This window comes from Thioalkalivibrio sp. ALE16 (genome assembly GCF_000381305.1).
In the GTDB taxonomy this organism is placed as follows: domain Bacteria; phylum Pseudomonadota; class Gammaproteobacteria; order Ectothiorhodospirales; family Ectothiorhodospiraceae; genus Thioalkalivibrio.
This window is the reverse complement of record NZ_KB906375.1, coordinates 16,650-39,823: the sequence shown is the minus strand read 5'-3', so window position 1 is coordinate 39,823 and position 23,174 is coordinate 16,650. Positions and strand designations below refer to the sequence as shown.

Here is a 23,174-nt window from a genome sequence, read left to right as displayed (position 1 = left end):
GGCGCTGGATGTCTGAGCGGAGCCGAAGGCGCAGCGAGTTCAGCGCCGCCGGCCCAGCGCGTCCGGAGCGAGGTTCCCGGGCGAAATCCGGGTGCCCTTCTTTGGGCACTTTCTTGGGCAAGCAAGAAAGTGCCTCGGGGCGCGCTGGCGAGTCAGCGCCAGGCAGTATGCGGACCGAAGGCACCGTAAACACCCGAGGCCGAGCCAGGACCAGCCACTACAAAGCAGGCGGCCGAACGAAGCCGCCGTAAACACCGACGACGAACCATGCCCAGCCGCGCAACGGCGCGAAGAGTGCGGTTCAGGCGTGCAGCAGGTGCGCCGGGTAGGGCGAGCCGTCCAGTTCGCGCAGGACGGGGCCGGTCGCCGCGACCTCCAGGTAGCCCGGGTGCTCGTCCCAGGCCGGGAGCACGCAGCGCTGGCGCGGCTGACCATCGACCGCCAGGTCGTGGATCGCGGGGCGGTGGGTATGGCCATGAATCATCAGCGGGACATCGGCGTCGCGGAAGGTATCGGCCACGGCGTTCGCATTCACGTCCATGATGGCGTCGGCCTTCATCCGGCTGTTGTCGCGGCTGGTGGCGCGCATGGCCTCGGCCTGGCGGATGCGTTCCTCCAGCGGATGGGCGAGGAACGCCCGCTGCCATTCGCCGCCGCGTACTTGCTGGCGAAAGGCCATGTGCTCGGTGTCGTCGGTGCACAGGGAATCGCCATGCAGCAGCACGGCGGGCCCGCAGGGCAGGGCGGCATGCAATGGCTCGGGCGCCAGCTGCATCCCGGCGCGGGCGGCATAGTCCGGGCCCACGAGAAAATCCCGGTTGCCATGGATGAAGGCGACCGGGATCTCGAGTGTCTGCAGGGCCTCGGCGAGCTGTTCAGCGGCCGGGAATCCGGCGTCATCGCCGACCCAGTATTCGAACAGGTCGCCGAGGATGTACAGCGCCGAGGCACTGCGCGCCGGTCCCTTCAGGAAGGAGAGTGCGGCCTCCAGCAGGGGGCCGGGCTCGCGATCCAGGTGCAGGTCGGAGATGACCAGGGCCGGCGCGCTCGAAGCCACGGGGTGGCTCAGTCCTCGACGCGTTTCACGCTTTCCATCACGACCGGCTCCTGCGGCACATCCTGGTGCATGCCGGAACGCCCGGTGGGCACGGACTCGATCTGACGCACGACGTCCATGCCCTCGGTCACCTTGCCGAAGACCGCATAACCCCAGCCCTGCGCATTCGGGGCCGTGTGGTTGAGGAAGTCGTTGTCGTTCACGTTGATGAAGAACTGCGCGGTGGCCGAGTGCGGATCCTGGGTACGGGCCATGGAGATCGCGCCCACCTCGTTCTTCAGGCCGTTGTCCGCCTCGTTGCGGATCGGCTCGCCAGCGGACTTCTGGCTCATGTTCTTGTCGAAGCCGCCGCCCTGGACCATGAATCCCGGGATCACGCGGTGAAAGATCGTACCGTCGTAGAAGCCGTCATCCACGTAGGACATGAAGTTGGCGACCGTCTCCGGGGCGGCTTCGGCGTTGAGTTCCAGCACGATGCGGCCATGGTTGGTTTCGATCGCGACCTGCGGATTGGTATCGGCCATGGGGGCTCCTGAAAGCAGTAGGGCAAGAAGGGCGGTGGCCAGCACAATGGCAAGCCGGGTGCGGATGCGCTGCATGGTTCTGACCTCCGGGGAATTCGAGGGGGGCATGGTACCCGCCACCGGCGGGGCCTGCCAGCACGCCGGTTGGATGTGTGGACGCGGCGCTGGTGAGGCCGCGGGCGCTCCGCTACCATGCGCGCGATGACGAACACCATGACCCGAACCCGTTTCGCCCCCAGCCCCACCGGCCTGCTGCACCTGGGCAACGTCCGCACCGCGCTGTTCAGCGCGCTGCTGGCGCGGTCGCGCGGCGGCCGTTTCCTGCTGCGGATCGAGGACACCGATGCCGAGCGCTCGCGGCCGGAGTTTGTCGAGGCCCTGCAGCGCGATCTGCGCTGGCTGGGCCTGGACTGGGACGAGGGCTTCGGCGCCGGGGGTGACGCCGGTCCCTACGCGCAATCCGAGCGCGGCGAACTCTACGCGGGTTATTACCGGCAGTTGATCGATCAGGGGCTGGCCTATCCGTGCTTCTGCTCGGCCGCCGAGCTGGACCGCGGGCGCAAGCGCATGCGCGCCCAGGGCAAGCCGCCGCGCTATCCCGGGACCTGCGCCCACCTGAGCGCGGAGGAGGCGGCGCGCCGCGAGGCCGAGGGGCAGAAGCCGACCCTGCGCTTTCGCGTGCCGCTGGGCCGCACGGTCCGTTTCGAGGACGGGGTACGCGGGCCGGTGAGCTTTCGGACCGACGAGATCGGCGATTTCGTGATCCGCCGCTCCGACGGCACGCCTGCCTTCTTCTTCTCCAACGCGATCGACGATGCCCTGATGGGCGTAACCGACGTGGTGCGCGGCGAGGACCATATCGCCAACACCCCGCGCCAGATGCTGCTGCTGGAGGCGCTGGGGCTGGCGGCGCCGGCCTATCACCACCTGCCGCTGGTGATGGGGCAGGACGGGGCGCCGTTGTCCAAGCGCAACGGCTCCGCCAGCGTCGAGGAGCTGCGCGCCGATGGCTATCTGCCGCTGGCGATCCTGAACCACCTGGCGCGGCTCGGGCATCGCTTCGAGTCGGACGAGTTGCTCTCGGCCGAGGCGCTGGCGGCCGGTTTCAGCCGCGAGCGGATCGGGCACAGCGCGGCCCGGCACGACCCGCAGCAGCTGGAACACTGGCAGTCGGAGGCCCTGCGCGGGCTGTCGGACGAGTCACTGCAGGCCTATCTGGAAGCGGCCGGTGTGCTCGAGGGGGTCGCCGCCGAAGAGCGACCGGCCCTGGCGCGCCTGCTGCGGGACAACATCAGCCGGGCGGCCGAGGCCCCGGTGTGGGTGGCGGCGTTCGCGGACGACCCGATGCCGTACAGCGACAGCGCCCGCGAGGAGCTGGCGGGGGCCGGGGCGGCGTTCTATGGCGCCGCGCTGGCGGCGCTGGATGAGGCCGAGGACTTCCCGGCGCTGGCCAAGGCCGTGGGGGCCGCGACGGGTGCCAAGGGCCGCAAGCTGTTCATGCCGCTGCGCGCAGCCCTCTCCGGGCAGACCTTTGGCCCGGAGCTGCCGCGGATCTGGGAGTATCTGGGGCGCGAGCGGGTGCGGGCGCGGCTGCGGGCCGCGCAGGAGATTGCCGCGGCCGGTTGAGCGGGGTCCCGGGCGGGCCCGGGCGCGTCCTCAGCCCGCTTCGTGGGTCCCGAAGGCGCGGGCGCGCAGGGTGTTGTCCAGCAGCATCGCGACGGTCATCGGGCCGACGCCGCCCGGCACGGGCGTGATCCAGGCGGCCTTCTCGGCGGCGGCATCGAATTCCACGTCCCCGGTCAGCGTCCCGTCGTCGCGGCGGTTGATGCCGATATCGATGACCGTGGCCCCCGGCTTGATCCAGTCGCCCTTGACCAGGCCGGGTTTGCCCACGGCCGCGACGACGATGTCGGACTGGCGGGCGATGGCGGCGGTGTCCGGCGTGAAGCGGTGGCAGATGGTCGGGGTGGCGCCGGCCAGCAGCAGCTCCAGGGCCATCGGGCGCCCGACGATGTTGGAGGCACCGATCACGCAGGCGGTGCGACCCTTGAACGGCTCCTCGATGTGGCGCAGCAACTGGATGACGCCCCAGGGCGTACACGGGCGCAGGCGCGGCACGCGCGCCACCAGGCGGCCGACGTTATACGGGTGGAAGCCGTCCACGTCCTTGGCCGGAGAGATGCGCTCGATCACCGTTTCCGGGTCGATGTGGTCGGGCAGGGGCAGCTGGACCAGGATGCCGTCGATGGTGCGGTCGGCGTTAAGCTGGTCGATCAGCGCCAGCAGGTCGGTTTGCGGGGTGCCGGCCGGCAGGTCGTAGGAGTGCGAGACGACGCCGACCTGTTCGCAGGCCTTGCGCTTGTTGCGCACGTACACCTCGGAGGCCGGGTTGGTCCCGACCAGGACCACGGCGAGACCCGGCGGACGCAGGTCGCGGGCGGTCATGGATTCGATCTCGGTCGCGATCCGTGCGCGGTGGCTTTGTCCGATCGCGCGTCCGTCGATGAGCTGGGCCGTCATGGGGTCTCGCCTTGGAAGGAATGCCCGCGATCTTCCCATGGCGGGGGCGGGCGCTCAAGCCGACGCGGGCGGGAATCCGTGTTGTCGGCGGACGCCGGAAGAATCCGTTACAGCGCCGCGGAGAGGCTGGTTGTGGCGGGGCTGGCCTCGCAACGGTTGCGTCCGTCCTGCTTGGCGCGATAGAGCGCGTCGTCGGCACGGGCGATCAGGGTCTCGGCGGTCTCGCTGGCTTGTGGGTCGCTGGCGAGGCTGGCGATGCCGACGCTGACGGTGACGGTCAGTTCGTCCGGGGCGCAGGGCGGGGCCGCCTGGTGCCCAGTCAGGGTGATCGGGGTACCGGCGATTGCGTTGCGCAGCTTGTCACCCAGGGCCATGGCCGCCTCGAGGTCGGTATGCGGGGCGATCACGACGAATTCCTCCCCGCCGAAACGCGCGGCCAGGTCGGAGCGCCGCAGTACCAGTCGCATGCGTTCGGCGAGGGTGGTCAGGATGTAGTCGCCGATCAGGTGACCGAGGCGGTCGTTGATCGGCTTGAACTGGTCGATGTCCAGCATCACCAGGGAGAGAGGCTGGCCGTAGCGCCGCGCGCGGGAGACCTCCTCTTCCAGCCGGCGATCCATGTGCCGCCGGTTGAACAGACCGGTCAGCGGGTCGGTGATGGATTCATGCTCCAGCCGCGTGACGCGGCGGATCTTTTCCACCGAGCTGTAGGTCAGGCCGACCACGGTGCAGACGAAACAGCCGCCCAGCAGGAAGATCACCGGGACCAGCAGGTCCGGCAGGCCCTGGTAGAGGCCCCAGTTCAACGGGATGTAGCCGAAATAGCCCAGGGTGAACACCGGGACCAGGAAGGCCATCATCTTCCAGCCCGTACGCACGCGGCTTTGCGGCAGTTGGCGCAGGAGCTGGGCGAGCTTCCACTGGGCGTACAGAAGGCCTGCCGCCCCCAGCACAATGGCCGTACTGGCTACCCAGTCGAGCATCCGTTTCTCCCTGCGACGCGGCCTTGCGTACGATTCGGTTTGACGTTACCACGACAGGCGGCTGCCGGGGGCGAGCCAGGTCGAAATTTCCCCCTTTTTCCTTGACCGGTCCCCTCTTCCGGCGCTACCATCCTGCGCTCGCTGTGTAGGCCCTTTTTGCGGGGACGGCTCGACGGGGTATAGCGCAGTCTGGTAGCGCGCCTGCTTTGGGAGCAGGATGTCGGGGGTTCGAATCCCTCTACCCCGACCATGGCTCCCGGCCAAGGCTTGCAGGCAGGTTCGAATCAGGCGCCATGGCCCCAATGCTCGGCGGTAACGCGCTCGTAGCTCAACCGGATAGAGCATCGGCCTTCTAAGCCGACGGTTGCAGGTTCGAGTCCTGCCGGGCGCGCCAGGGCCGCCCCTCGCGCAAGTAGCTGTACAGTGACACGGTGGTGACCGTAGCTCAGTTGGTAGAGTCCCGGATTGTGACTCCGGTTGTCGTGGGTTCGAGTCCCATCGGTCACCCCATCCCCTTTTGTTCCGGGGGCCGTTAGCTCAATTGGTAGAGCAGTGGACTCTTAATCCATTGGTTGTAGGTTCGATTCCTACACGGCCCACCATTTCCTTTTCGTTATTCCCTACAGGGTGCCTGGCGGCTGCTGCGGGCGTCTTTCTGTGTCTTGCTGGGTACACCTCCTGTCCGCCATTCCTTCACCTGTCGTTCAGATGCGCGGGCGTAAGCTAACCGCGTGATGTCCGATCAAGGCGGTTGGAAACGGCGGGAGGTGGAAAATGGCAGGGCGGTTGTTTTTGATTATGGCATTGGTTGGTTCGGTGGCCTTTCTGACCGGATGTCAGACGATCAGCAAGCAGCAGACCGGGGCCCTGATCGGCGGGGCCGCCGGGGGCGCGATCGGCAGTCAGATCGGCGGCGGGCGCGGGCGTACCGCCGCGATTATTGCCGGCACCCTGGCGGGTGCGGCGATCGGCGGTTCGGTGGGGCGCAGCATGGACGATGTCGACCGGATGCGGGTGTCGCGCACGCTGGAGACGGTCCCGGACCGGCAGAGCTCGACCTGGCGCAATCCGAACACCGGGCATCAGTACCAGGCCACGCCCACCCGCACCTACCGTTCCTCGGGGCAGGACTGCCGCGAGTATCAGGTGCAGGCAACGATGGACGGATATCCGGAGACCATCACGGGCACGGCCTGCCGCGATGCCAGCGGGCGCTGGGTGAACGTCTGACGTTCAGGCGTGATCGCTCGGTCTTGGGTTCCGGTGGTAACCGGTCAAGCACGGCTGTCGAGAGCCGCGCAGCCACAAAAAAGCCCCGCATGAGCGGGGCTTTCTCGTTCCAGGCAAGGCCCGGACGGGTGCCGGCAACCGATCAGGAGCGGCGGTACATGTCCTCGGTGGTCGGAACGAAACCGAGGTTGTCCTCGCCGATACCCTTGACCTTGGGTTCGTTGAGGTCGCTGATGCGTACGTTGCCGTCCAGGCTGCGCAGGTATTCGGCGACACCATCCCAGATGTCGACCCCGACACCGCCCGGAACATTCTGCTGCACGCTGGCCCAGCCGGCGACGACGTATTCCTTGTCGGCATCCAGCTTGCGGCCGTCCAGTTCCATCTCGGAGATCCGGTTGCCGATCTCGGCGGTCGGATCGATGGCGTACTTCAGGCCGCCGACGCGCACCATGTCGCCGCCCTGCTGGTAGAAGGGGTCAGCGTTGTAGAGGTTGTCCGCGACGTCTTCCAGGATGTCCTTGATCTGGGCCCCGGTGAAGGTGTTGCGGGTCATCTCCGGATAGGTCAGGCCGGTCTGGTCCATCACGTGCTCGAAGGTGATGGGCATGCCCGGCAGCACCGTGGTGCCCCAGCGGAAGCCCGGGGAGAAGGAGATCTGGGCGTCGTTGTATTCGATCAGGCCGTCGCAGATCAGCTGGTCGAAGGTGCCGTTGAAATTGCCGCGGCGGTAAAGCAGGTCGTCGGTGACCGCCAGTTCTTCGGACAGCTTTTCCTCCATGTTGAAGGTTTCGCCCTTCCAGGTGACCTCGCTGTTGCGCATGTTGTGGATGAACGAGGCCATGCCCGGGTGTTCCGGCAGCATCTCGGCGAACACCGGCACCAAGCGGTATTCCCAGTCCTGGATCGCGCCGTCGCGGAAGTCGAAGTCCAGCACGCCGACGAACTTGGCGTTGGAGCCGGCGTTGGTGACCAGGCAGGTGCCGCCATCGGGGCGCTCCACCGGCAGCGGCTGCGGCACGGCGTCGTGGGTGTGGCCACCCATGATGGCGTCCAGTCCCTCGACCATACCGGCCATCTTGATGTCCACGTCCATGCCGTTGTGCGACAGGGCGACGACGATCTCGGCGCCCTCCGCGCGGGCCGCGTTGACCTGTTCCTGCATGTCGTCCGGGCGGATGCCGAAGGACCACTGCTCCACCATCCAGCGCGGGTTGGCGATGGGGGTGTAGGGGAAGGCCTGACCTACGACCGCCACGTTCACGCCATTCATCTCGCGGATCACGTAGGGCTTGAAGATCCGATCACCCCAGTCCACGTCGCGCACGTTCTGGGCCACGAAGTCGATGCCTGCGTCGGCGAAGTCGCCGTTCACGACCTCTTCGACGCGGTCGGCGCCGTAGGTGAATTCCCAGTGGCCGGTCATGATGTCGATGCCCAGCAGCTTCTGTGCATCCACCATGTCCTGCGCGTTGGTCCACAGCGCGGAGCCGGAGCCGCCGCCCCAGGTATCGCCGCCATCCAGCAGGAGGGCGTTCGGGCGGGAGTCACGCAGCTTGTCGACCAGGGTCTTGAGGTGCGCGAAGCCGCCCACACGACCGTATTTCTCGGCCGCTTCCATGAAGTCGAGATTGGTGTAGGCGTGCGCGTAGATGCTGTCGCGCTCGATGTCGTAGTGCTTGAGGAAGTGCTCGCCCACGATATGCGGCGGGCGATTGCGCATGTCGGCCACGCCGAGGTTCATGTTCGGTTCGCGGAAGTAGATCGGCTTCAGCTGGGCGTGGCAGTCGGTGTAGTGCAGCAGGTGCACGTTGCCGAAGCGATCCAGCGCATCGTAGGGATCACCCGCGGTGCCGCCCTTGTTGTTGCTGCAGGCAGCGGTGCCCAGGGGGAAACCGGCGGCGCTGGCGGCGGCCAGCAACTGCATGAATTCTCGGCGTGAGATGTGCATGAGGAATCTACCTCTCTATTCCGGGTTGGTGGTGAATGGCAGTAAAGACATTTTGCGACGCGAGGTAGACGATCCGTTGCCGGCGTGCATTCCCTAGCGCCGCCCCTCGCGGGCCTCGCGCGCGGTCTCGCGGGCGGAGTCACGCTTGTCCTCGATACGCTGGCGGTCCCGATCGCTGGCATCCGAGGCGTCCATGGCGGCCTCGAACTGGCGGACCGCTTCTTCATACTGAGCGCGGTGGAAGAAGTATTCGGCCATGGCTTCGCGGCTGATTGCAACATAGCCCGCGCCGTCCGCGATGTCGGCCTGCAGGCGCAGCAGCTCCGGGTTGGGGGCGGCCTCCTGGCGGATCATGTCCGACAGGATGCGGATCGCGCGATCGGGCTGGCCAAGATCCCGGTGTACGCGGGCGAGGCGTTCCCGGATCACCGGGTGGCCGGGGTACACCGCGTCCAGGTCCTGGAGCCGCTCGAGGGCCTGTTCATGTTCGCCCTCCTCGCGCAGCAGGGCGGTGAACGCCAGCTCGAGGGTCAGCCCGGGGGCATCGGCGGCATCGAGCCGTTCCAGTTGTTCGCGCGCGCGGGTGGCCTCGCCACGCTCGAGATAGGCGACGGCTGCGCCATAGCGCCGCGCGGGGGATGGGGCGTCCGTCGCGCGAAAGCGCTCCAGGGTGCGGCGCGGGTCTTTCAGGGCCTGCACGCGGGCCTGCATCCATTCGAATTCGGGCCCGCGGGCGCGGGTTTCGGTCGCGGCCATCTGGCTGGCCCGGTTGCGGGCATCGGTGATGCGGTCGAGGGTTACCGGGTGGGTGCGCAGGTATTCCGGTACCTGGTCGCCGACCCCGCGCGACAGTTCCTGCAACCGCTCGAAGAAATCCGCCATCGCGTGCGGGTCGAACCCGGTGCCTTGCAGGATCTGCATGCCGGCGCGGTCGGCCTCGGCCTCGTTCGCGCGGGTGAAGTTGATCTGCTGCTGGATGCCGCCGGCCACGCCGCCGGTGATGACCGCCGAGCCCAGCGTCGGGTCGACCGCGGAGGCGAGGATGCCCGCCAGGATCGCCAGGCCGGTGGTGAAGTTGATGTCGCGCCCGCGCGCGAACATGCGCGCCAGGTGACGCTGGGTCACATGGGCGATCTCGTGTGCCATAACCGCCGCCAGTTCGGCTTCATCGCGGACCTCGAGGATCAGTCCGGCGTGAATGCCGATGATGCCCCCGGGCATCGCAAAGGCGTTGACCTGGCCGTTGTCTACGGTCAGGAAGTAGAAGGGGCCGTCGGCGCTGGGGGCGTTAGCCAGGAGCTGGCGCCCGAGCGAGTCCACGTAGAACACGACCTCGGGGTCGGTGACCAGCGGGGCGGTGCGGCGGATCTCGCGCAGCAGCGAGCGACCGAGCTCGCGTTCTTCGGCGGGGGTCAGGACGCCGCCGGAGGCCTCGCCGAGATCAGGGAGGGAGACCCCGCTGGAGTGGGCGGGCGGGGCCGCCAGCATCGCCAGCGCAAGGAGCGCGGCGAGCAGGAAATGGGGAATAAACAGCAGGCCGCGAGGGCCGGCGGGCGCCGGCCCTGCAGTGCGGCAATGCCGGGAGGCGTAGTTACTTGCCAAGCCCCGGGGCCGACGAATAGGTGCGCATGCTGTCACGGGTTTCCCACAGCTTCGGCTTGAGCATCGCCTCGGGCACCATGAACTTCTTGCGATCCAGTACCTTGTGAGTCCGGACCTTCTTGACGATGTCGTCGTAGCCCATCTTGAACAGCAGGCCGACGTCGCCACCGGAGGTGCGGCGCGCGATCATGTAGTCGTCCTGCATGTCGTGCACATAGATGTTGGCGGGGCGTAGCTTGCCGTTTTCGTCTTTCAGCGTGACGGCGTAATGGCCGTCCACCTGGAATTCGCTCTTGTCCACCGGGATATCCTCCGCGAAGCAATGAAGCTGATCAGTATGCATCAGCGTTTCCTGAAGCGGGAGCGACCATAGCAGAACTTTTCGCCACGGGCGACCATCCACCCGCCCGTCGTCGGACTTGTTTGCATTTGCGGCCGGTTTCGCTATGCTCCGCGCCCACTCTTGCGCTCACAGCGCCGAACCATGCCGGTGTCTGCCGCGAGAGTCCGCATCCCACGACGAGACGACCCGGAGCACAGCGTGTACGGATTCACCGAGATCACCCCGGACGAACTGGAGCAGTGGCGCAGCGAAGGCAAAACCTTTCGCCTGCTCGACGTGCGCTCGCCGGGCGAGACCGGGCGCGGGGTCATTCCGGGTGCCGAGCTGATCCCGCTGGCAACCCTGCCAATGCGCAAGGACGAGTTCACCGGCGACGACACGCCGCTGGTGATCTACTGCCAGAGTGGCGCCCGATCCGCGCAGGCCTGTGCCTTTCTCGCCCAGCAGGGTGTCGACTGCGCCAGCAGCCTGCGGGGCGGCATCGTCGGCTGGGCGCAGACGGGCAAGCCGGTGGTAAGCCCGGATTAGAATTCGGTTGTATTCCGATGCCGTTTCGCCTATAAGGGGGAATTCGGCAGGTAACCGTTCGGTCGTGGCTGTCGCGTTCAGGGCCCGATTCGGACTGCAGTACCCGACTGATAAAACGCACTCAAAGGAGAGAAACGATGGCCAACTTTGACCAAGAACTCGATGCTTCCGGCCTGAACTGCCCGCTGCCCATTCTGCGCGCCAAGAAGGCGCTCGCCGCGATGGACGCCGGCCAGGTTCTGCATATCATCGCCACCGATCCGGGCGCCGTGAAGGACTTCCAGGCCTTCGCCAAGCAGACCGGCAACGAGCTGATGGAACACAAGGAAGAAGGCGGCAAGTTCTACTTCCTCGTAAAGAAGGCCTGAAGCGTTTCAAACGCTTGATTCGGGGCGGCAATCCGCAAGGGTTGACCGCCCCGAATCCTGAATAACGACGGTTGCCATGCGGTAACTGGATTGGTGCCTGGACGAGGTCTAGGCTGGCTGCGCAAGGTTCACAAAGAAACCTGCATCGCCTAAAGCGAAGAGGTGTGAGATATGGCGACATACGCTGAGATGCAGCAAATCTTCGACGATATCCGCGGGGATTTTCGCTACGACCACGAGCTCAACGGCTGCCTGAACTGTGGGATCTGCACGGCCACGTGCCCGTCCGCCCAGTTCTACGATTACTCGCCACGCGAGATCGTCCAGCTGCTCTGGACCGAGAACGTCGAGCAGATCTACGACGCGATGCAGGAAAAGATCTGGGCCTGCGCCCAGTGCATGACCTGTGCGGCGCGCTGCCCGTTCAAGAACTCTCCCGGTGGCCTGGTCGCGATCATGCGCGAAGTGGCCATCAAGCACGAGATGCAGTCCGCGAAGGACGTACTCCGTCCGTTCGGCCGCGTGATGCTCAAGCTGATCACCACGGGTAACCAGCTGTCCCCCGACATGATCCAGCCCGATCACTTCCCTGACTGGGGCCCCAACATCCAGAAGGTGGAAGGCGATCTGCGCATCCTGCGCAAGGCGATTCCGGTGAAGACGCTGCAGACGGTCGAGACCGCCTGGGAAGTGTCCCTGAAGACCTCGGTCGAGATGTACACCATCTGGGAAATGACCGGGGTCCTGAAGTCCCTCGAGCTGATGGACGAGAACCTCTTCGACGTGATCGAAGACTTCATCGACGAGAAGCGCGAGGACTACGAAGACTGGCTCGAGGAGCAGGAAGAGGAAGACGACGAATAAGTCGCTCGCCGAATCCCGCATCCAAGACATCAGGAGAAGCGTTATGAGTGAACAGACCCCAGGCAATCACAACCAGAATGGTGAAGGCGCTGGCGCCGGCACCATGAAGCCGGGCTACCACAACACCGACGGCCAGGGCATTGCCGGTCACGGTTCGTTCTTCCAGTCGACCGATCTGTCGAAGGAAGACGCGGTCAAGGCCACCGACTGGGTCCGCAAGCACGTCGACCGCCGCACCATCGATCTTGGTGATCGCATGGATGACGTCCGCGAGCACATGTACGAGCTCGAGAAGGACGGCCAGATCATCATCCATCGCATCGAGGATCAGCACGAGCCGATGTCGGTGAACACCCTGTTCGGCTGGGAGAAGAAGGTCCCGACCAAGCAGCTGTGGCACCACAAGTCCTGTGGCCAGTGCGGCAACATCCCGGGCTACCCGACCTCGCTGCTGTGGTTCATGAACAAGTTCGGCTTCGAGCCGGGTAAGGACTACCTCGACGAGACCGACCAGACCTCCTGCACCGCGTGGAACTACCACGGTTCCGGTATCGGGAACGTCGAGTCGCTGGCGGCGGTTTTCCTGCGCAACTTCCACCAGGCCTACGTCTCCGGCAAGCAGCACGGGCATGAGCTGGGTCACTTTTACCCGCTGGTCCATTGCGGCACCTCCTTCGGTAACTACAAGGAGATCCGCAAGTATCTGGTGGAGTCCGCCGAGCTGCGCGAAAAGGTCACCAAGATCCTTGGCAAGCTGGGGCGCCTGGTCGACGGCAAGCTGGTCATCCCGGAAGAGATCATCCACTACTCCGAGTGGGTGCACGTGATGCGCAACCGCATTGCCTCCGAGCTGCAGACCATCGACGTCTCCAATATCCGCACGACCGCCCACGTGGCCTGCCATTACTACAAGATGGTGCACGAGGACGCGGTGTACGATCCGTCCGTGCTGGGTGGCAACCGTACCGCGATCATCACCTCCACCGCCCAGGCCCTGGGTGCGCAGGTGATCGACTACTCGACCTGGTACGACTGCTGCGGCTTCGGCTTCCGCCACATCATCTCCGAGCGCGAGTTCACCCGCTCGTTCACGATGGATCGCAAGATCCGCGTGGCCCGCGAGGAAGCCAACGCCGACGTGATGCTGGCCAACGACACCGGCTGCGTCACCACCATGGACAAGAACCAGTGGATCGGTAAGGCCCACAACCAGAACTTCCAGATTCCGATCATGGCGGAAGTCCAGTTCGCGGCCCTGGCCTGCGGTGCGGATCCGTTCAAGATCGTCCAGCTGCAGTGGCATGCGTCGCCCTGCGAGGACCTGGTCGAGAAGATGGGCATGTCCTGGTCCGAGGCCAAGAAGACCTTCCAGGAGTACCTGAAGGAGGTCGAGGCCGGCAATATCGAATACCTCTACAATCCTGAACTCGCTTACGGGGGCAAGGTCTGATGCAGCAAGATACCGTTCTAGTAGTGGGTGGTGGCCCGGCCGGTCTGGCCGCCGCCGCGAATGTCACCTCGGCTGGCTTCAAGGCCGTGATGGTCGAGAAGGAAGACGTCCTGGGGGGCGCCCCGATCCTCTCGGGCTACGCCAAGCTGGTGCCCTCCGGCGAGTGGGCGAAGGACGCCATCGGCCGCATGGTCAAGCGTGTCGAGGATGACTCGAACGCCACCGTGCACAAGGGTGCCAAGGTCGAGAAGCTGGACGGCGAAGCCGGCAACTTCACCGCGACCCTGACCAATGGCGAATCGGTCCAGGCCGGCGCCGTGGTGCTCGCCACCGGCTTTACCCATTTCGACTCCATCAACAAGCCGGAGTGGGGTTTCGGGACGTACGAAGACGTCCTGACCACCACCCAGATGGAGCAGATGGTCGCCAGCGGCAAGATCGCCTGCCCGTCCGACGGCCGTGTGCCCGAGCGGGTCTGCATCCTGCTGTGCGTGGGTTCCCGTGACCGCCAGATCGGCCGCGAGTGGTGCTCCAAGATCTGCTGCACCGTGTCCGCCAACCTGGCGATGGAGATCAAGGAGATCTCGCCGGAAACCGACGTGTTCATCTACTACATGGACATCCGGACCTTCGGCCTGTACGAAGACAAGTTCTACTGGAAGTCCCAGGAAGAGTTCAAAACCAAGTTCGTCAAGGCGCGTATCGCCGAAGTGACGGCCTCTGGTGATGGCCGCCTGCTGGTCAAGGGCGAAGACACCCTGGTCAAGCGTCCGATCGTCATCCCGTTCGACATCGTGGTGCACGCGATCGGCATGGACCCGAACGCCGACAATCCCGAGATCTCGCAGGTCTTCGGTGTCGGGCTCGAGAAGCACGGCTTCCTGGAGCGCGCCGAGCAGTACACCAACACCTGTGGCACCACCCGCAAGGGCGTCTATTCCTGCGGTGCGGCCTACGGTCCCGAGACGATCGATGACTCGATCGCCCAGGGTGCCGCCGCTGGTGGTCGCGCGGTTGCGGATCTGCATGCGCTGGTTCAGAAAGCCGGCTGAGGTCGTTAGCGACGCGGCGGCTTCCGGGCTTGCCCCGGAGCCGCTGGAGGTCAGCTTCGACAAGGAGATCCTTGCGACGAAGCTGAACAGTCTGAACGAGGCCATCGCCGAGGCCGGCGGGGTCGACGGACTGGAGACCTTCATCGAGGCCCTGCGGTCGAAGCACGAGGTGTTTGCCGCGATCGTGGCCAAGGGCGACGAGATCGATGCCGAAGATGTCTGGACCCTTGGCGGTCTGGTGTTCTCGGTCCGGCGCAAGCTGGGCGCGTTGATGGCCGAACGGCAGGGTGCGCTGGTCGACGGGGTTCGGGCGCTGGTGCGGCCGGATGTAGAGGTCAACGAGCGCCTCGCCGGGTTCGCGGACCTGGCGGCCGACGACAAGAAGCTGCGGCGAGCGATCTGGGACTTCGGTGCCGAGATCCTGCACTTCGCGGACCCCGAGGCCATGCCGCTGGCGTGTCGCTGGGTCTGGGATACGTCGACCACGACGGGTGCGCTGCGGGAGTTTATCCGCGGCAATGACACCCTCCGGTCGATCCCCATCGGGGATTCGGTCGGGGCGATCGAGGGGGCGCGGCGCTGGTTTTTCGATGCGCTGGCCGAGGAGGGCTTCTATCGGGACCTGCCGTTCGTGACGGACCTGGTCTGGGTGCAGGCCTATTCGGATTATGCCCGGTCGCTGTCGATGAGTCTGGGGATGATCGACAACCAGTTCGGTACCAAGCAGGACCCGCTGGAACTGGCTGTCAAGATGCTGGGGATCGACTCCCCGGAAGGTCGCCTGAAAGGAACCGATGCGTCGCTGCATTGAATAACGGAACGAACTTGAGCCTGGCTACACAGGTTTTCGGAGAGACGTCATGGCAATACATGAAAAGGCACTGATCGAGGACGAGCGCCTCCAGCAGCACGATGAGCTGGTGGTCGACGGGGTGGATGTGTCCGGCCACTGGAACACCATGATCGCCCCGCGCACGGTGCGCGATTACGACGACGATTTCGAATCGAAGATCCAGAGCTTCGCGGGTGGCGAAAACGTCCACCGCTGCTGGCAGTGCGGTTCGTGCACGAACTCCTGCACGATGTACGCGCAGAACGTGCAGTTCAATCCGCGCTACTGGATCTACCTGACCCGCCTGGGCATGAAGGAAGAGCTGGTCAAGGACAAGGACATCATCTGGCAGTGCGTCTCGTGCAACAAGTGCACGAACATCTGCCCGAAGGACGTGAAGCCTGAAGGTGTGATGAAGGCCCTGGCGCACTGGATGGAAGAGGAAGGGATCACCGAGAAGGCCCCGTCCACGCACTTCGACGAAGAGTTCGCCGACCAGATCTACAAGACCGGCCGCATCGAAGACGGCAAGGTCATGCAGAACTTCTTCAAGAAGACCGGCCAGCCGCTGGTGCAGGAATGGCTGAAGGTGTTCATCTTCCGCATGATGAAGCACCTGCCGGTGAAGCATCTGATGGCGATGGGCTTCAACACGATTCATACGCCGCGCACGAAGTCCTGGGGCAAGACCGGGGACGTGCTGAAGAATTACGTGCGCGAACAGAAGGAGGCCGCTCATGGCTAAGGTTGCTTACTATCCGGGTTGCGCGCTCGAGGGCTCCGGTGGGCCGTACGACCGCTCCACCCGCGTGCTGGTCAAGGCGCTGGGTCTCGAGATGGAGAACCTGCGGGACTGGAACTGCTGTGGCGCGATGGAGGTGAAGAACGTCCATCCCATGCTGCAGACCTACCTGTCCGCGCGGAACATGGCGATCGCCTCCGAGCAGATGGGCATGGACACCGTGATGGCGCCGTGCAACGGCTGCTACCACAACCTGAAGAAGGCCGAGTACGAGACCGCCACCTCCGAGGACGCGATGAATACCGTCCAGGATCTGGCACGCAAGTCGGACGACCCGGTCTACAGCGGCGACGTGCGCACGCTGCACCTGCTCGAGTGGCTGATGGAAGAGCTGGGTCCCGAGGGGATCAAGCAGAAGATGACCAAGAGCCTGAACGGCATCAAGGTCGCCAACTACTACGGCTGCATGTATACCCGGCCGCGCCAGATCTTCCCCGAGAAGGACAACGGCCCGGGTTCCGACTCCAGCTACCAGCCGCACTTCATGGACGACCTGCTGGGTGCCGCCGGTGCGGTGAACGTAGAGTATCCGCTGAAGACCTCCTGCTGCGGCGGGGCACATACGCTGTCGGATTCCGACACCTCGACCCAGCTGGTGCTGAACCTGCTGCAGTCGGCCGAGGATTCCGGCGCGGAAGTGATCGCGACCGAGTGCCCGACCTGCCACTCTGGTCTGGAGATGCACCAGGTGCGCGCCGAGACCGAGTTCGGGATCAAGACCGACGTGAAGGTGCTGTACTTCACCCAGCTGCTGGGTCTGGCCATGGGCCTGTCCCCGCGCAAGCTGGGCATTCACGAAAACGTGAGTGACTCGATCGGTCTGCTGAAGGAGAAGGGGGTCATCTGATCCCTGGCTCCATGCCCAGCATGGCCCATTGACGAGTTCAGAAGACGGGCGCCTGGCGCCCGTTTTTTGTGGAGGCACGGGTCCGCTCGGTCCCGGGAACGAGGCGAAACATGGATTGCAACGGCTGCGAGTTTCACCCTGAACTGTTCTACGACGACGAGTTCCAGATCTGGCTGCGCCGCGAGGACGACGACACCCTGACGGTGGGGATGACCGACCTGTCGCAGACGATCGCGGGGAAGATCATCCACGTGCGCGTCCGGCGCCCCGGCACGCGACGCCCCCCGGGCAAGCCGGTGGCGACCATCGAGAGTGGCAAGTGGGCAGGCCCGATTCCGAACTTCATCGACTGCAAGATCGTCGAGGGCAATGACGAGGTGCTGGAGAATCCGGTGCTGCTGAACTCCGATCCGTACAATGCCTGGATCGCCCGGGTCGAGCCGACCAATGGGGTCGAGGCGGCGCTGGAGGAGTTCCTGACCGGGGACAAGGCCGAGGAAGGCTATTGCAAGCGGGCCAAGGATGACGACATCCAGTGCCAGCGCAAGCTGCGGTGAGCGAAACCATGGCGAATCTCGACGACGACTACTACCTGGACAACGACGAGCAGACGGTCGTGATCATCATGACCTCGGGCCCGTCGACGCCGGGGCGCTGTGCCACCCCGTTCTATCTCGGTTCCGTGATGGCGTCCATGGACGTGGATGTCTATATCTTCTTCACTATGGAAGGCGTGCGCCTGATGGAGAAGGGGGTCGCGGACGACCTTCGGGCCATGGAAGACGGCAAATTGATCAAGGATTTTATTCAGGACGCGAAGCGCGCCGGAGTGCGGCTGCACGTTTGCCAGCCCGCGCTGCCGGGGTATAGAATCGACGCGTCTTCGGATCTCATCGACGAAGTCGATGAAGTGAATCGGGCGAGCGAACTAGCCGACCTGATACTACGCAGTGATAAAACGATAACGTTTTAATTTTCCCGCTTTATTTGAATATTCCTGGAGGAAGACATGGGTGCAGTTCGGGGTTGTGATATTCCGGAAGATCTGATGTACAACGTTGAAAACAACGTTTGGGTGCGCAAGGAAAGCGACGGTACCGCGACGGTCGGCCTGACTTCCTACGCCTGTTCGCTGGCGGGCACGATCGTGTCCTACACCCCGAAGAAGGTTGGCAAGACGGTCAAGAAGGACAAGTCCTGCACCACCGTCGAATCCGGCAAGTGGGTAGGTCCGGCGAAGACCCCGGTCACCGGTGAAGTCACCGAGACCAACGACAAGGTCGCGGCGAACCCGGGCCTGATCAACGAAGATCCCTACGGCGAAGGCTGGCTGATCAAGCTGAAGCCGGAAGACTGGGACGGTGAAATCGGTGATCTGACCACCGGCTCCGACGCCCTGTCGGCCTTTGAAGCCAAGATGGAAGCGGACGGTTTCGGCGGCTGCTGATCCCGGTTCCGGTCCGGGCCGCCGTCCCTTCGCGGTCGGCGGCCCCTTTTTTTCGGTAATACCCGAGTAAAACCTTCAAGAAATTCGCCGACCCGGAGAATGCCCATGACGAGCTGGAATGATGTGATCCAGCGGGTAGAACCCCTCGAGGATGTCCCTGTCGATCCGTCGCTGGTTGATGACCTCCAGCATAGCCTGCGACACGCCGGGGACCCGGGTTCGGTGCACTTCTATACCCCGACCTTCAAGTCCTACCAGTCCAGCGAGATTGCCGATTGTGGCAAGAGTGCCTGGCCGGCGATGTCGATTACCGGCGGCGACTGCAAGCTGGCCTGCGATCATTGCAAGGCCAAGATCCTGGAACCGATGATCCCCGTCCGCACCCCGGAGGATCTCTGGCGACAGGTGAACGGCGTGATCGAGTCGGGTGCCCAGGGGATGCTGCTGACCGGCGGCTCGAACCACCGAAACGAGGTGGAGTACGACCCCTATTACTCGACGATCCGTCGCATCAAGGACGAGTTCCCCGAGTTCCGGATCGCGATGCACACCGCGCTGGTGGACGACGACATTGCGCTGTCGATGGAGCAGGCCGGGATCGATGCGGCCATGATGGACGTGATCGGCGCTCAGGATACGATCACGCAGGTGTATCACCTGCGCCGCAGCGTCGACGACTTCGAGCGGACGCTCGAAAGCCTGGTCAGCACCAACATGAAGGTCGTTCCGCATATCGTGATCGGCCTGCACTACGGCAAGCTCCTGGGTGAATGGAACGCGCTGGAGATGCTCGCGCGGCACCTCCCCGACGCCGTGGTCCTGGTCGTGGTCATGCCGTTCTACGCACCGGCCAGCCGGCCGTTCGAGACCCCCGACGTGCACGCGGTAGGCCGCTTCTTCCACGACGCCCGCGAGCGGCTGGGGGATACGTCGCTACTGCTGGGTTGTGCGCGACCGCCGGGCGAGGCCAAGAGCCAGATCGACAGCTACGCCGTAATGGCGGGGCTTTCGGGGATTGCGCATCCGGCCGAGGGTGTCGTTGAACTGGCGGCCCGTCTGGGCAAGAAGGTGCGGGTAACGCCGGCCTGCTGCTCCATCGCCGTCGGGGACGAGGTCATGGCCGAGGATGCCGGCGCCGGGAGCGGTGTCGAGCTGGATCTCGATACCATCGTGGCCGAGGAGACCCGTCGCCGCGAGCAGGAACGCAAGGCGCGCCAGGGCCTGGGCGGCATTCGCATCGTGACCGAGGGCGGCGAGGTGGCGGCCGGGGGCGGCTGTCATGCCTGAACGCGATCAAGAGACCCTGCGTATCCTCGATACCGGGCTGCGTCCGGCGGCCGAGAACATGGCCTTCAACCGCTCGCTGCTGGAGTGCCACCAGGAGGGCGTCTCCCCGCACACCTTGCGGTTCCTGCAGTTCGAGCCCTGTGCGCTGGTGGGCTTCCACCAGAACGTCGACCAGGAGATCAACACCGAGTACTGCAAGGAGCACGGGATCGCGATCCAGCGGCGCATTACCGGCGGCGGCGCGATCTATTTCGATGCCACGCAGCTCGGCTGGGAGCTGTACCTGGACAAGCGCTTCCTCGGCACGGCGGACATGGGCCAGATCGCCGCGCGGATCTGCAACGCGGCGGCCGCGGGCATGCGCTCGCTGGGCGTGGACGCGCAGTTCCGCCCGCGGAACGACATCGAGGTCGATGGCCGCAAGATCTCCGGTACCGGCGGCGCCTTCGATGGCGAGTCGATCATGTACCAGGGCACGCTGCTGATCGAATTCGATGTCGAGGACATGCTGCGCATCCTGCGCATTCCGGCGGAGAAGCTCTCGAACAAGGCGATCGAGTCCGCGCGGGACCGGGTCGTGAACCTGGCGACGCTGCTGGAGGAGATGCCGGCCCTGGATGTGGTGAAGGACGCCATCGCGCGTGCCTTCGCCGAGGAGTTCGGTGTGCGCACCGAGGCCGCCGATCTGCTGCCGGAAGAGCGTCGCGCCTTCGACGCGGCTCTGGCCGAGATCGATACCGAGGAGTGGGTGTACCAGCGCAACCGCCCGGCGACCGACGCCCCGATGTTCGAGAGCATCTTCAAGTCCGACGGTGGCCTGATGCGCGTGGGTGCGGCGCTCGATCCCGAGCGCAAGCGCCTCAAGCAGCTCTGGATTACCGGCGATATCTTCGTCAAGCCGGCGCGGACCATCGCGGATCTGGAAGCCGCCCTGCGCGATACGCCGCAGGCCGAGATGGAGGATCGCGTGCGCGCATTCTTCGCGGAACGCGACGTGGAGATGCTGCAGCTGACGGCCGACGACTTCATCGCCGCCATCCAGTCGGCCCTGGCGCAGGCCGAGGTCGACTCGGCGGCCGCGCAGTGAGCCGCGCCGGGAGCCTTCGCTGATGCTGCCGTCCAGGGTCGATGTCCTGGTGGTGGGGCTGGGGCCCGGCGGGGCCTCCGCCGCGCGCGTATGTGCCGCGGCGGGGCTGTCGGTGCTGGCGGTCGAGCGCAACAAGGCGTTTGGCGAGCCGGTGCAGTGCGCCGAGTTTATCCCCAACCCGATGGGTGCCTACGCCAAGCCCGAGGGCGTGCTGCTGCAGCGCATCGATTCCATGCAGAGCTTCCTGCCCTCCGGCACCGTCGAGCATTCCGACTTCCCCGGCCTGATGGTGGATCGCGGCGAGTTCGACCGCGCCATCATCCGAGCGGCCGAGGCGAATGGGGCGCAGCTGGTCACCTCCACGCCGCTGATGGCGGTGGATGCCGAGCGTCACGTCGCCCGGGTGAAACATCAGGGCGCGGAGCAGGAGGTCGGCTATCGCGTGCTGATTGCCGCCGACGGTCCGCATTCTCCGGTCGCCGAATCGCTCGGCCTGGAGTCTCTGCCCACGGTGCAGACGCGCCAGTACACCGTGCCGCTGAAAAAGGCCTATACCGCAACCGATGTCTGGCTCTCCGACGATTATCCGGGTGGCTACGCGTGGCTGTTCCCCAAGGGGGAATGGGCCAACCTGGGTCTGGGCGCCGACAAGCGGATCGCCGGTGACCTTAAGGCCCCGCTGGAGTCCCTGCACGCCCAGCTTGTGGAGCAGGGCCTGCTGGGCGAAGAGATCCGCTACCGCACCGGCGGGGCGATCCCGGTCGGCGGCCTGCGGGAGTCACTGGTGGCGGGGGATGTCCTGTTTATCGGCGATGCCGCCGGGCTGACCCACCCCATCACCGGCGCCGGCATCGCCGCCGCCGTGGTGTCGGGCGAGGCCGCGGGCGAGGCCGCGATCGGCCACCTGGAAGGCGATGCCGAGGCCTTCGCCGACTACGACGAGGAGATGCGCGACCAGTACGGGCCGGCGCTGGAACGGGCCTGCGAACGGCGTGCCTTCCTCAACGAACACTGGCGAACCCCGCGGGCGCAGGAAGACGCCACCCAGCGCCGCGGATGGATTGCATTTTCCGAGTATTTCAACGATGGTGACCGGGCCGCGTAATCGGACCCGGTCGACGGATGCCTGGCATCCCCGAGACAACGCTGGAGGAACCCCATGAGTGCAAGTGCAGAGGAGATGGTCGCGCCGATCAACTTTTACCGGCCCGACTATCACATCAAGACCCCGGACATGCGTTCGCCGGAGTACGTGCAGATGTCCACCGCGGCCGCGATCACGCTGGGCCTGGTGCCGGGCACCATGCATCGCACGTCCTGCACGCACTGCCTGAACCTCCTGGTGACCTATCCGGAAGGCTGCCGCGCCAACTGCTCCTACTGCGGTCTGGCCCGCCACCGCGAGGAATCGCGTGACTACGCCGACCGCAACTTCATCCGCGTTGACTGGCCCACGGCTAAGTACGACGAGGTGATCGAGCGCGTGAAGAATCATGCCGACGCCGGTCAGTTCGAGCGCATGTGCATCTCCATGATCACGCACCCGAACTCCGATGCCGACACCGTCGAGCTGCTGGAGCGCTGGGTCGCCGAGGTCAACCATATCCCGGTGTCGATCCTGTCGAACCCGACCACCATGAGCTATGAAGACCTCCAGCTCCTGCGCGACAAGGGCGCGGACATCTTCACGGTCGCGCTGGACGCGGTGACCCCGGAGATCTTCGAGCGCACCCGTGGCAAGTCGGTGGAGAGCCCGCATACCTGGGACAAGTACTGGCAGTCCATCGAGTGGGCCGCCGAGATCTTCGGCCCGGAGAAGTTCGGCGCGCACCTGATCTGCGGCATGGGCGAGACCGAGGAAGAGATCCTGCAGGTCTGCCAGCGCATCCGCGACCTGGGCGGTCATAACCACATGTTTGCCTTCTTCCCGGAAGAGGGCTCGCTGATGGAAGACTGGAACCCGGTCCCGCGTGACCAGTGGCGCCGCGTGCAGCTGGGCCGCTTCGTCATCGACTACGCCGGTGGCCGCATCGACGACATGAAGTTCAACGCCGACGGCCAGGTGGTGGACTTCGGTCTGCCGCAGTCCGAGGTCGAGGAACTGATCGCCTCCGGCAAGCCGTTCCAGACCTCCGGCTGCCCCGGCAAGTCGGACGAGGAGGTCTCGGCCTGCAATCGCCCTTACGGCGATTCCAGCCCGACGGACATCCTGTCGTTCCCATTCGCGCTGAACAGCAGCGACGTCGGGTTCGTCAAGCGGCAGATGGCCGGGGAGGACGTCGGCACCTTCGACTTCGACGCCGACGAGGCGGAAGACGAGAAGACAGCCTGAAAACGATAGTGGTAGTATCCAGCGAAAGCCCCGGCATCCCCGGGGCTTTCGCACGTCAGGGGATCAAT

Annotated in this window: 24 protein-coding genes and 4 tRNA genes; 21 read left to right on the top strand and 7 right to left on the bottom strand. The window is 65.2% G+C overall.

Annotated features, from left to right (window positions below; all coding sequences use genetic code 11):
• Positions 1-301 precede the first annotated feature (301 nt).
• Both F627_RS0114220 and F627_RS0114215 read right to left on the bottom strand, forming a co-directional pair.
• A complete protein-coding gene (locus F627_RS0114220) occupies positions 302-1,057 on the bottom strand; it encodes a UDP-2,3-diacylglucosamine diphosphatase (protein WP_019584415.1) in 756 nt (251 codons plus the stop codon).
• A gap of 8 nt (positions 1,058-1,065) precedes the next feature.
• Positions 1,066-1,581, bottom strand: a complete 516-nt coding sequence (locus F627_RS0114215; RefSeq protein ID WP_018137548.1) for a peptidylprolyl isomerase — start codon at positions 1,579-1,581, stop codon at positions 1,066-1,068.
• 192 nt (positions 1,582-1,773) lie between these two features.
• Here F627_RS0114215 and gltX point away from each other — a divergent pair, with 192 nt between their 5' ends.
• Positions 1,774-3,207 carry a glutamate--tRNA ligase gene (gltX, locus tag F627_RS0114210; RefSeq protein WP_019584414.1) on the top strand — a complete coding sequence of 478 codons (1,434 nt, stop codon included), beginning with the start codon at positions 1,774-1,776 and terminating at the stop codon, positions 3,205-3,207.
• Between the two features lie 30 nt (positions 3,208-3,237).
• Here gltX and folD read toward each other — a convergent pair whose 3' ends face one another.
• Together folD and F627_RS0114200 are read right to left on the bottom strand one after the other, a co-directional pair.
• Positions 3,238-4,101, bottom strand: a complete 864-nt coding sequence (folD, locus tag F627_RS0114205; RefSeq protein WP_018867251.1) for a bifunctional methylenetetrahydrofolate dehydrogenase/methenyltetrahydrofolate cyclohydrolase FolD — start codon at positions 4,099-4,101, stop codon at positions 3,238-3,240.
• A gap of 107 nt (positions 4,102-4,208) precedes the next feature.
• Positions 4,209-5,084, bottom strand: a complete 876-nt coding sequence (locus F627_RS0114200; RefSeq protein WP_018867252.1) for a GGDEF domain-containing protein — start codon at positions 5,082-5,084, stop codon at positions 4,209-4,211.
• A 173-nt stretch (positions 5,085-5,257) separates the two neighbouring features.
• Between F627_RS0114200 and F627_RS0114195 the strand changes: the two genes are divergently transcribed.
• The 5 genes from F627_RS0114195 (at position 5,258) to F627_RS0114175 (ending at position 6,314) form a co-directional block, all read left to right on the top strand.
• Positions 5,258-5,334 (top strand) — tRNA-Pro (locus F627_RS0114195).
• A 67-nt stretch (positions 5,335-5,401) separates the two neighbouring features.
• A tRNA-Arg gene (locus F627_RS0114190) sits at positions 5,402-5,478 on the top strand.
• Positions 5,479-5,518: 40 nt separating this feature from the next.
• Positions 5,519-5,594 (top strand) — tRNA-His (locus tag F627_RS0114185).
• Between the two features lie 16 nt (positions 5,595-5,610).
• Positions 5,611-5,686: transfer RNA gene (locus F627_RS0114180), tRNA-Lys, on the top strand.
• Between the two features lie 196 nt (positions 5,687-5,882).
• A complete protein-coding gene (locus F627_RS0114175; protein WP_018877063.1) occupies positions 5,883-6,314 on the top strand; it encodes an RT0821/Lpp0805 family surface protein in 432 nt (143 codons plus the stop codon).
• A 142-nt stretch (positions 6,315-6,456) separates the two neighbouring features.
• Here the strand turns inward: F627_RS0114175 and soxB are convergent, their stop codons facing one another.
• From soxB to F627_RS0114160, 3 genes are all read right to left on the bottom strand, one after another.
• Entirely contained in the window at positions 6,457-8,265 is a 1,809-nt protein-coding gene (gene soxB / locus F627_RS0114170) for a thiosulfohydrolase SoxB (RefSeq protein WP_018877062.1), read from the bottom strand.
• Positions 8,266-8,358: 93 nt separating this feature from the next.
• Positions 8,359-9,753, bottom strand: a complete 1,395-nt coding sequence (locus F627_RS0114165; RefSeq protein WP_019584413.1) for a M48 family metallopeptidase — start codon at positions 9,751-9,753, stop codon at positions 8,359-8,361.
• A gap of 103 nt (positions 9,754-9,856) precedes the next feature.
• Positions 9,857-10,210: a hypothetical protein gene (locus F627_RS0114160; RefSeq protein ID WP_018867555.1), complete on the bottom strand. Its 354-nt coding sequence runs from the start codon at positions 10,208-10,210 to the stop codon at positions 9,857-9,859.
• A 198-nt stretch (positions 10,211-10,408) separates the two neighbouring features.
• Here F627_RS0114160 and F627_RS0114155 point away from each other — a divergent pair, with 198 nt between their 5' ends.
• The 15 genes from F627_RS0114155 to F627_RS0114085 all read left to right on the top strand — a co-directional run bounded on the left by F627_RS0114155 (position 10,409) and on the right by F627_RS0114085 (position 23,106).
• A complete protein-coding gene (locus F627_RS0114155) occupies positions 10,409-10,738 on the top strand; it encodes a rhodanese-like domain-containing protein (protein ID WP_019584412.1) in 330 nt (109 codons plus the stop codon).
• A gap of 137 nt (positions 10,739-10,875) precedes the next feature.
• A complete protein-coding gene (locus F627_RS0114150; protein ID WP_017941140.1) occupies positions 10,876-11,106 on the top strand; it encodes a sulfurtransferase TusA family protein in 231 nt (76 codons plus the stop codon).
• A 189-nt stretch (positions 11,107-11,295) separates the two neighbouring features.
• Entirely contained in the window at positions 11,296-11,970 is a 675-nt protein-coding gene (locus F627_RS0114145) for a 4Fe-4S dicluster domain-containing protein (protein ID WP_017941141.1), read from the top strand.
• 43 nt (positions 11,971-12,013) lie between these two features.
• Positions 12,014-13,420 (top strand): heterodisulfide reductase-related iron-sulfur binding cluster, encoded by a 1,407-nt coding sequence (locus F627_RS0114140; protein ID WP_018867553.1) that lies wholly within the window; start codon positions 12,014-12,016, stop codon positions 13,418-13,420.
• 23 nt (positions 13,421-13,443) lie between these two features.
• Complete coding sequence (locus F627_RS0114135; protein WP_018877060.1) at positions 13,444-14,472, top strand: FAD-dependent oxidoreductase; 1,029 nt, start codon at positions 13,444-13,446, stop codon at positions 14,470-14,472.
• On the top strand, positions 14,411-15,283 hold the full coding sequence (locus F627_RS0114130; RefSeq protein ID WP_019584411.1) for a hypothetical protein: 873 nt from the start codon (positions 14,411-14,413) through the stop codon (positions 15,281-15,283). Before F627_RS0114135 ends, F627_RS0114130 begins: the two co-directional genes overlap by 62 nt.
• 49 nt (positions 15,284-15,332) lie before the next feature.
• Positions 15,333-16,049 carry a 4Fe-4S dicluster domain-containing protein gene (locus tag F627_RS0114125; protein WP_018867550.1) on the top strand — a complete coding sequence of 239 codons (717 nt, stop codon included), beginning with the start codon at positions 15,333-15,335 and terminating at the stop codon, positions 16,047-16,049.
• Positions 16,042-16,953: a CoB--CoM heterodisulfide reductase iron-sulfur subunit B family protein gene (locus tag F627_RS0114120; RefSeq protein ID WP_018867549.1), complete on the top strand. Its 912-nt coding sequence runs from the start codon at positions 16,042-16,044 to the stop codon at positions 16,951-16,953. The genes F627_RS0114125 and F627_RS0114120 overlap by 8 nt, the downstream gene beginning before the upstream one ends.
• 110 nt (positions 16,954-17,063) lie before the next feature.
• The gene (locus tag F627_RS0114115) at positions 17,064-17,510 is read left to right on the top strand and encodes a glycine cleavage system protein H (protein WP_018867548.1); all 447 of its coding nucleotides are present in this window, start codon (positions 17,064-17,066) and stop codon (positions 17,508-17,510) included.
• Positions 17,511-17,518: 8 nt separating this feature from the next.
• Positions 17,519-17,926 (top strand): DsrE family protein, encoded by a 408-nt coding sequence (locus F627_RS0114110; protein ID WP_026279299.1) that lies wholly within the window; start codon positions 17,519-17,521, stop codon positions 17,924-17,926.
• Positions 17,927-17,962: 36 nt separating this feature from the next.
• Positions 17,963-18,400, top strand: a complete 438-nt coding sequence (gcvH, locus tag F627_RS0114105; RefSeq protein ID WP_081630769.1) for a glycine cleavage system protein GcvH — start codon at positions 17,963-17,965, stop codon at positions 18,398-18,400.
• Between the two features lie 105 nt (positions 18,401-18,505).
• The gene (locus F627_RS0114100; RefSeq protein WP_019584409.1) at positions 18,506-19,687 is read left to right on the top strand and encodes a radical SAM protein; all 1,182 of its coding nucleotides are present in this window, start codon (positions 18,506-18,508) and stop codon (positions 19,685-19,687) included.
• Positions 19,680-20,774, top strand: coding sequence for a biotin/lipoate A/B protein ligase family protein (locus F627_RS0114095; RefSeq protein ID WP_019584408.1), 1,095 nt, complete (start codon positions 19,680-19,682; stop codon positions 20,772-20,774). The genes F627_RS0114100 and F627_RS0114095 overlap by 8 nt, the downstream gene beginning before the upstream one ends.
• A 22-nt stretch (positions 20,775-20,796) precedes the next feature.
• The gene (locus tag F627_RS0114090; protein ID WP_019584407.1) at positions 20,797-21,879 is read left to right on the top strand and encodes an NAD(P)/FAD-dependent oxidoreductase; all 1,083 of its coding nucleotides are present in this window, start codon (positions 20,797-20,799) and stop codon (positions 21,877-21,879) included.
• A 54-nt stretch (positions 21,880-21,933) separates the two neighbouring features.
• Entirely contained in the window at positions 21,934-23,106 is a 1,173-nt protein-coding gene (locus tag F627_RS0114085; protein ID WP_018867543.1) for a radical SAM protein, read from the top strand.
• Positions 23,107-23,174 lie beyond the last annotated feature (68 nt).

What these genes read in the sequence shown, in the direction of transcription:
- F627_RS0114215 (WP_018137548.1), bottom strand. Translation starts at nt 1,581, where the DNA reads ATGGCCGATACCAATCCGCAGGTCGCGATCGAAACCAACCATGGCCGC.
- gltX (WP_019584414.1), top strand. Translation starts at nt 1,774, where the DNA reads ATGCGCGCGATGACGAACACCATGACCCGAACCCGTTTCGCCCCCAGC.
- folD (WP_018867251.1), bottom strand. Translation starts at nt 4,101, where the DNA reads ATGACGGCCCAGCTCATCGACGGACGCGCGATCGGACAAAGCCACCGC.
- F627_RS0114200 (WP_018867252.1), bottom strand. Translation starts at nt 5,084, where the DNA reads ATGCTCGACTGGGTAGCCAGTACGGCCATTGTGCTGGGGGCGGCAGGC.
- F627_RS0114175 (WP_018877063.1), top strand. Translation starts at nt 5,883, where the DNA reads ATGGCATTGGTTGGTTCGGTGGCCTTTCTGACCGGATGTCAGACGATC.
- soxB (WP_018877062.1), bottom strand. Translation starts at nt 8,265, where the DNA reads ATGCACATCTCACGCCGAGAATTCATGCAGTTGCTGGCCGCCGCCAGC.
- F627_RS0114165 (WP_019584413.1), bottom strand. Translation starts at nt 9,753, where the DNA reads ATGCTGGCGGCCCCGCCCGCCCACTCCAGCGGGGTCTCCCTCCCTGAT.
- F627_RS0114160 (WP_018867555.1), bottom strand. Translation starts at nt 10,210, where the DNA reads ATGCATACTGATCAGCTTCATTGCTTCGCGGAGGATATCCCGGTGGAC.
- F627_RS0114150 (WP_017941140.1), top strand. Translation starts at nt 10,876, where the DNA reads ATGGCCAACTTTGACCAAGAACTCGATGCTTCCGGCCTGAACTGCCCG.
- F627_RS0114145 (WP_017941141.1), top strand. Translation starts at nt 11,296, where the DNA reads ATGCAGCAAATCTTCGACGATATCCGCGGGGATTTTCGCTACGACCAC.
- F627_RS0114140 (WP_018867553.1), top strand. Translation starts at nt 12,014, where the DNA reads ATGAGTGAACAGACCCCAGGCAATCACAACCAGAATGGTGAAGGCGCT.
- F627_RS0114125 (WP_018867550.1), top strand. Translation starts at nt 15,333, where the DNA reads ATGGCAATACATGAAAAGGCACTGATCGAGGACGAGCGCCTCCAGCAG.
- F627_RS0114120 (WP_018867549.1), top strand. Translation starts at nt 16,042, where the DNA reads ATGGCTAAGGTTGCTTACTATCCGGGTTGCGCGCTCGAGGGCTCCGGT.
- F627_RS0114115 (WP_018867548.1), top strand. Translation starts at nt 17,064, where the DNA reads ATGGATTGCAACGGCTGCGAGTTTCACCCTGAACTGTTCTACGACGAC.
- F627_RS0114110 (WP_026279299.1), top strand. Translation starts at nt 17,519, where the DNA reads ATGGCGAATCTCGACGACGACTACTACCTGGACAACGACGAGCAGACG.
- gcvH (WP_081630769.1), top strand. Translation starts at nt 17,963, where the DNA reads ATGGGTGCAGTTCGGGGTTGTGATATTCCGGAAGATCTGATGTACAAC.
- F627_RS0114100 (WP_019584409.1), top strand. Translation starts at nt 18,506, where the DNA reads ATGACGAGCTGGAATGATGTGATCCAGCGGGTAGAACCCCTCGAGGAT.
- F627_RS0114095 (WP_019584408.1), top strand. Translation starts at nt 19,680, where the DNA reads ATGCCTGAACGCGATCAAGAGACCCTGCGTATCCTCGATACCGGGCTG.
- F627_RS0114090 (WP_019584407.1), top strand. Translation starts at nt 20,797, where the DNA reads ATGCTGCCGTCCAGGGTCGATGTCCTGGTGGTGGGGCTGGGGCCCGGC.
- F627_RS0114085 (WP_018867543.1), top strand. Translation starts at nt 21,934, where the DNA reads ATGAGTGCAAGTGCAGAGGAGATGGTCGCGCCGATCAACTTTTACCGG.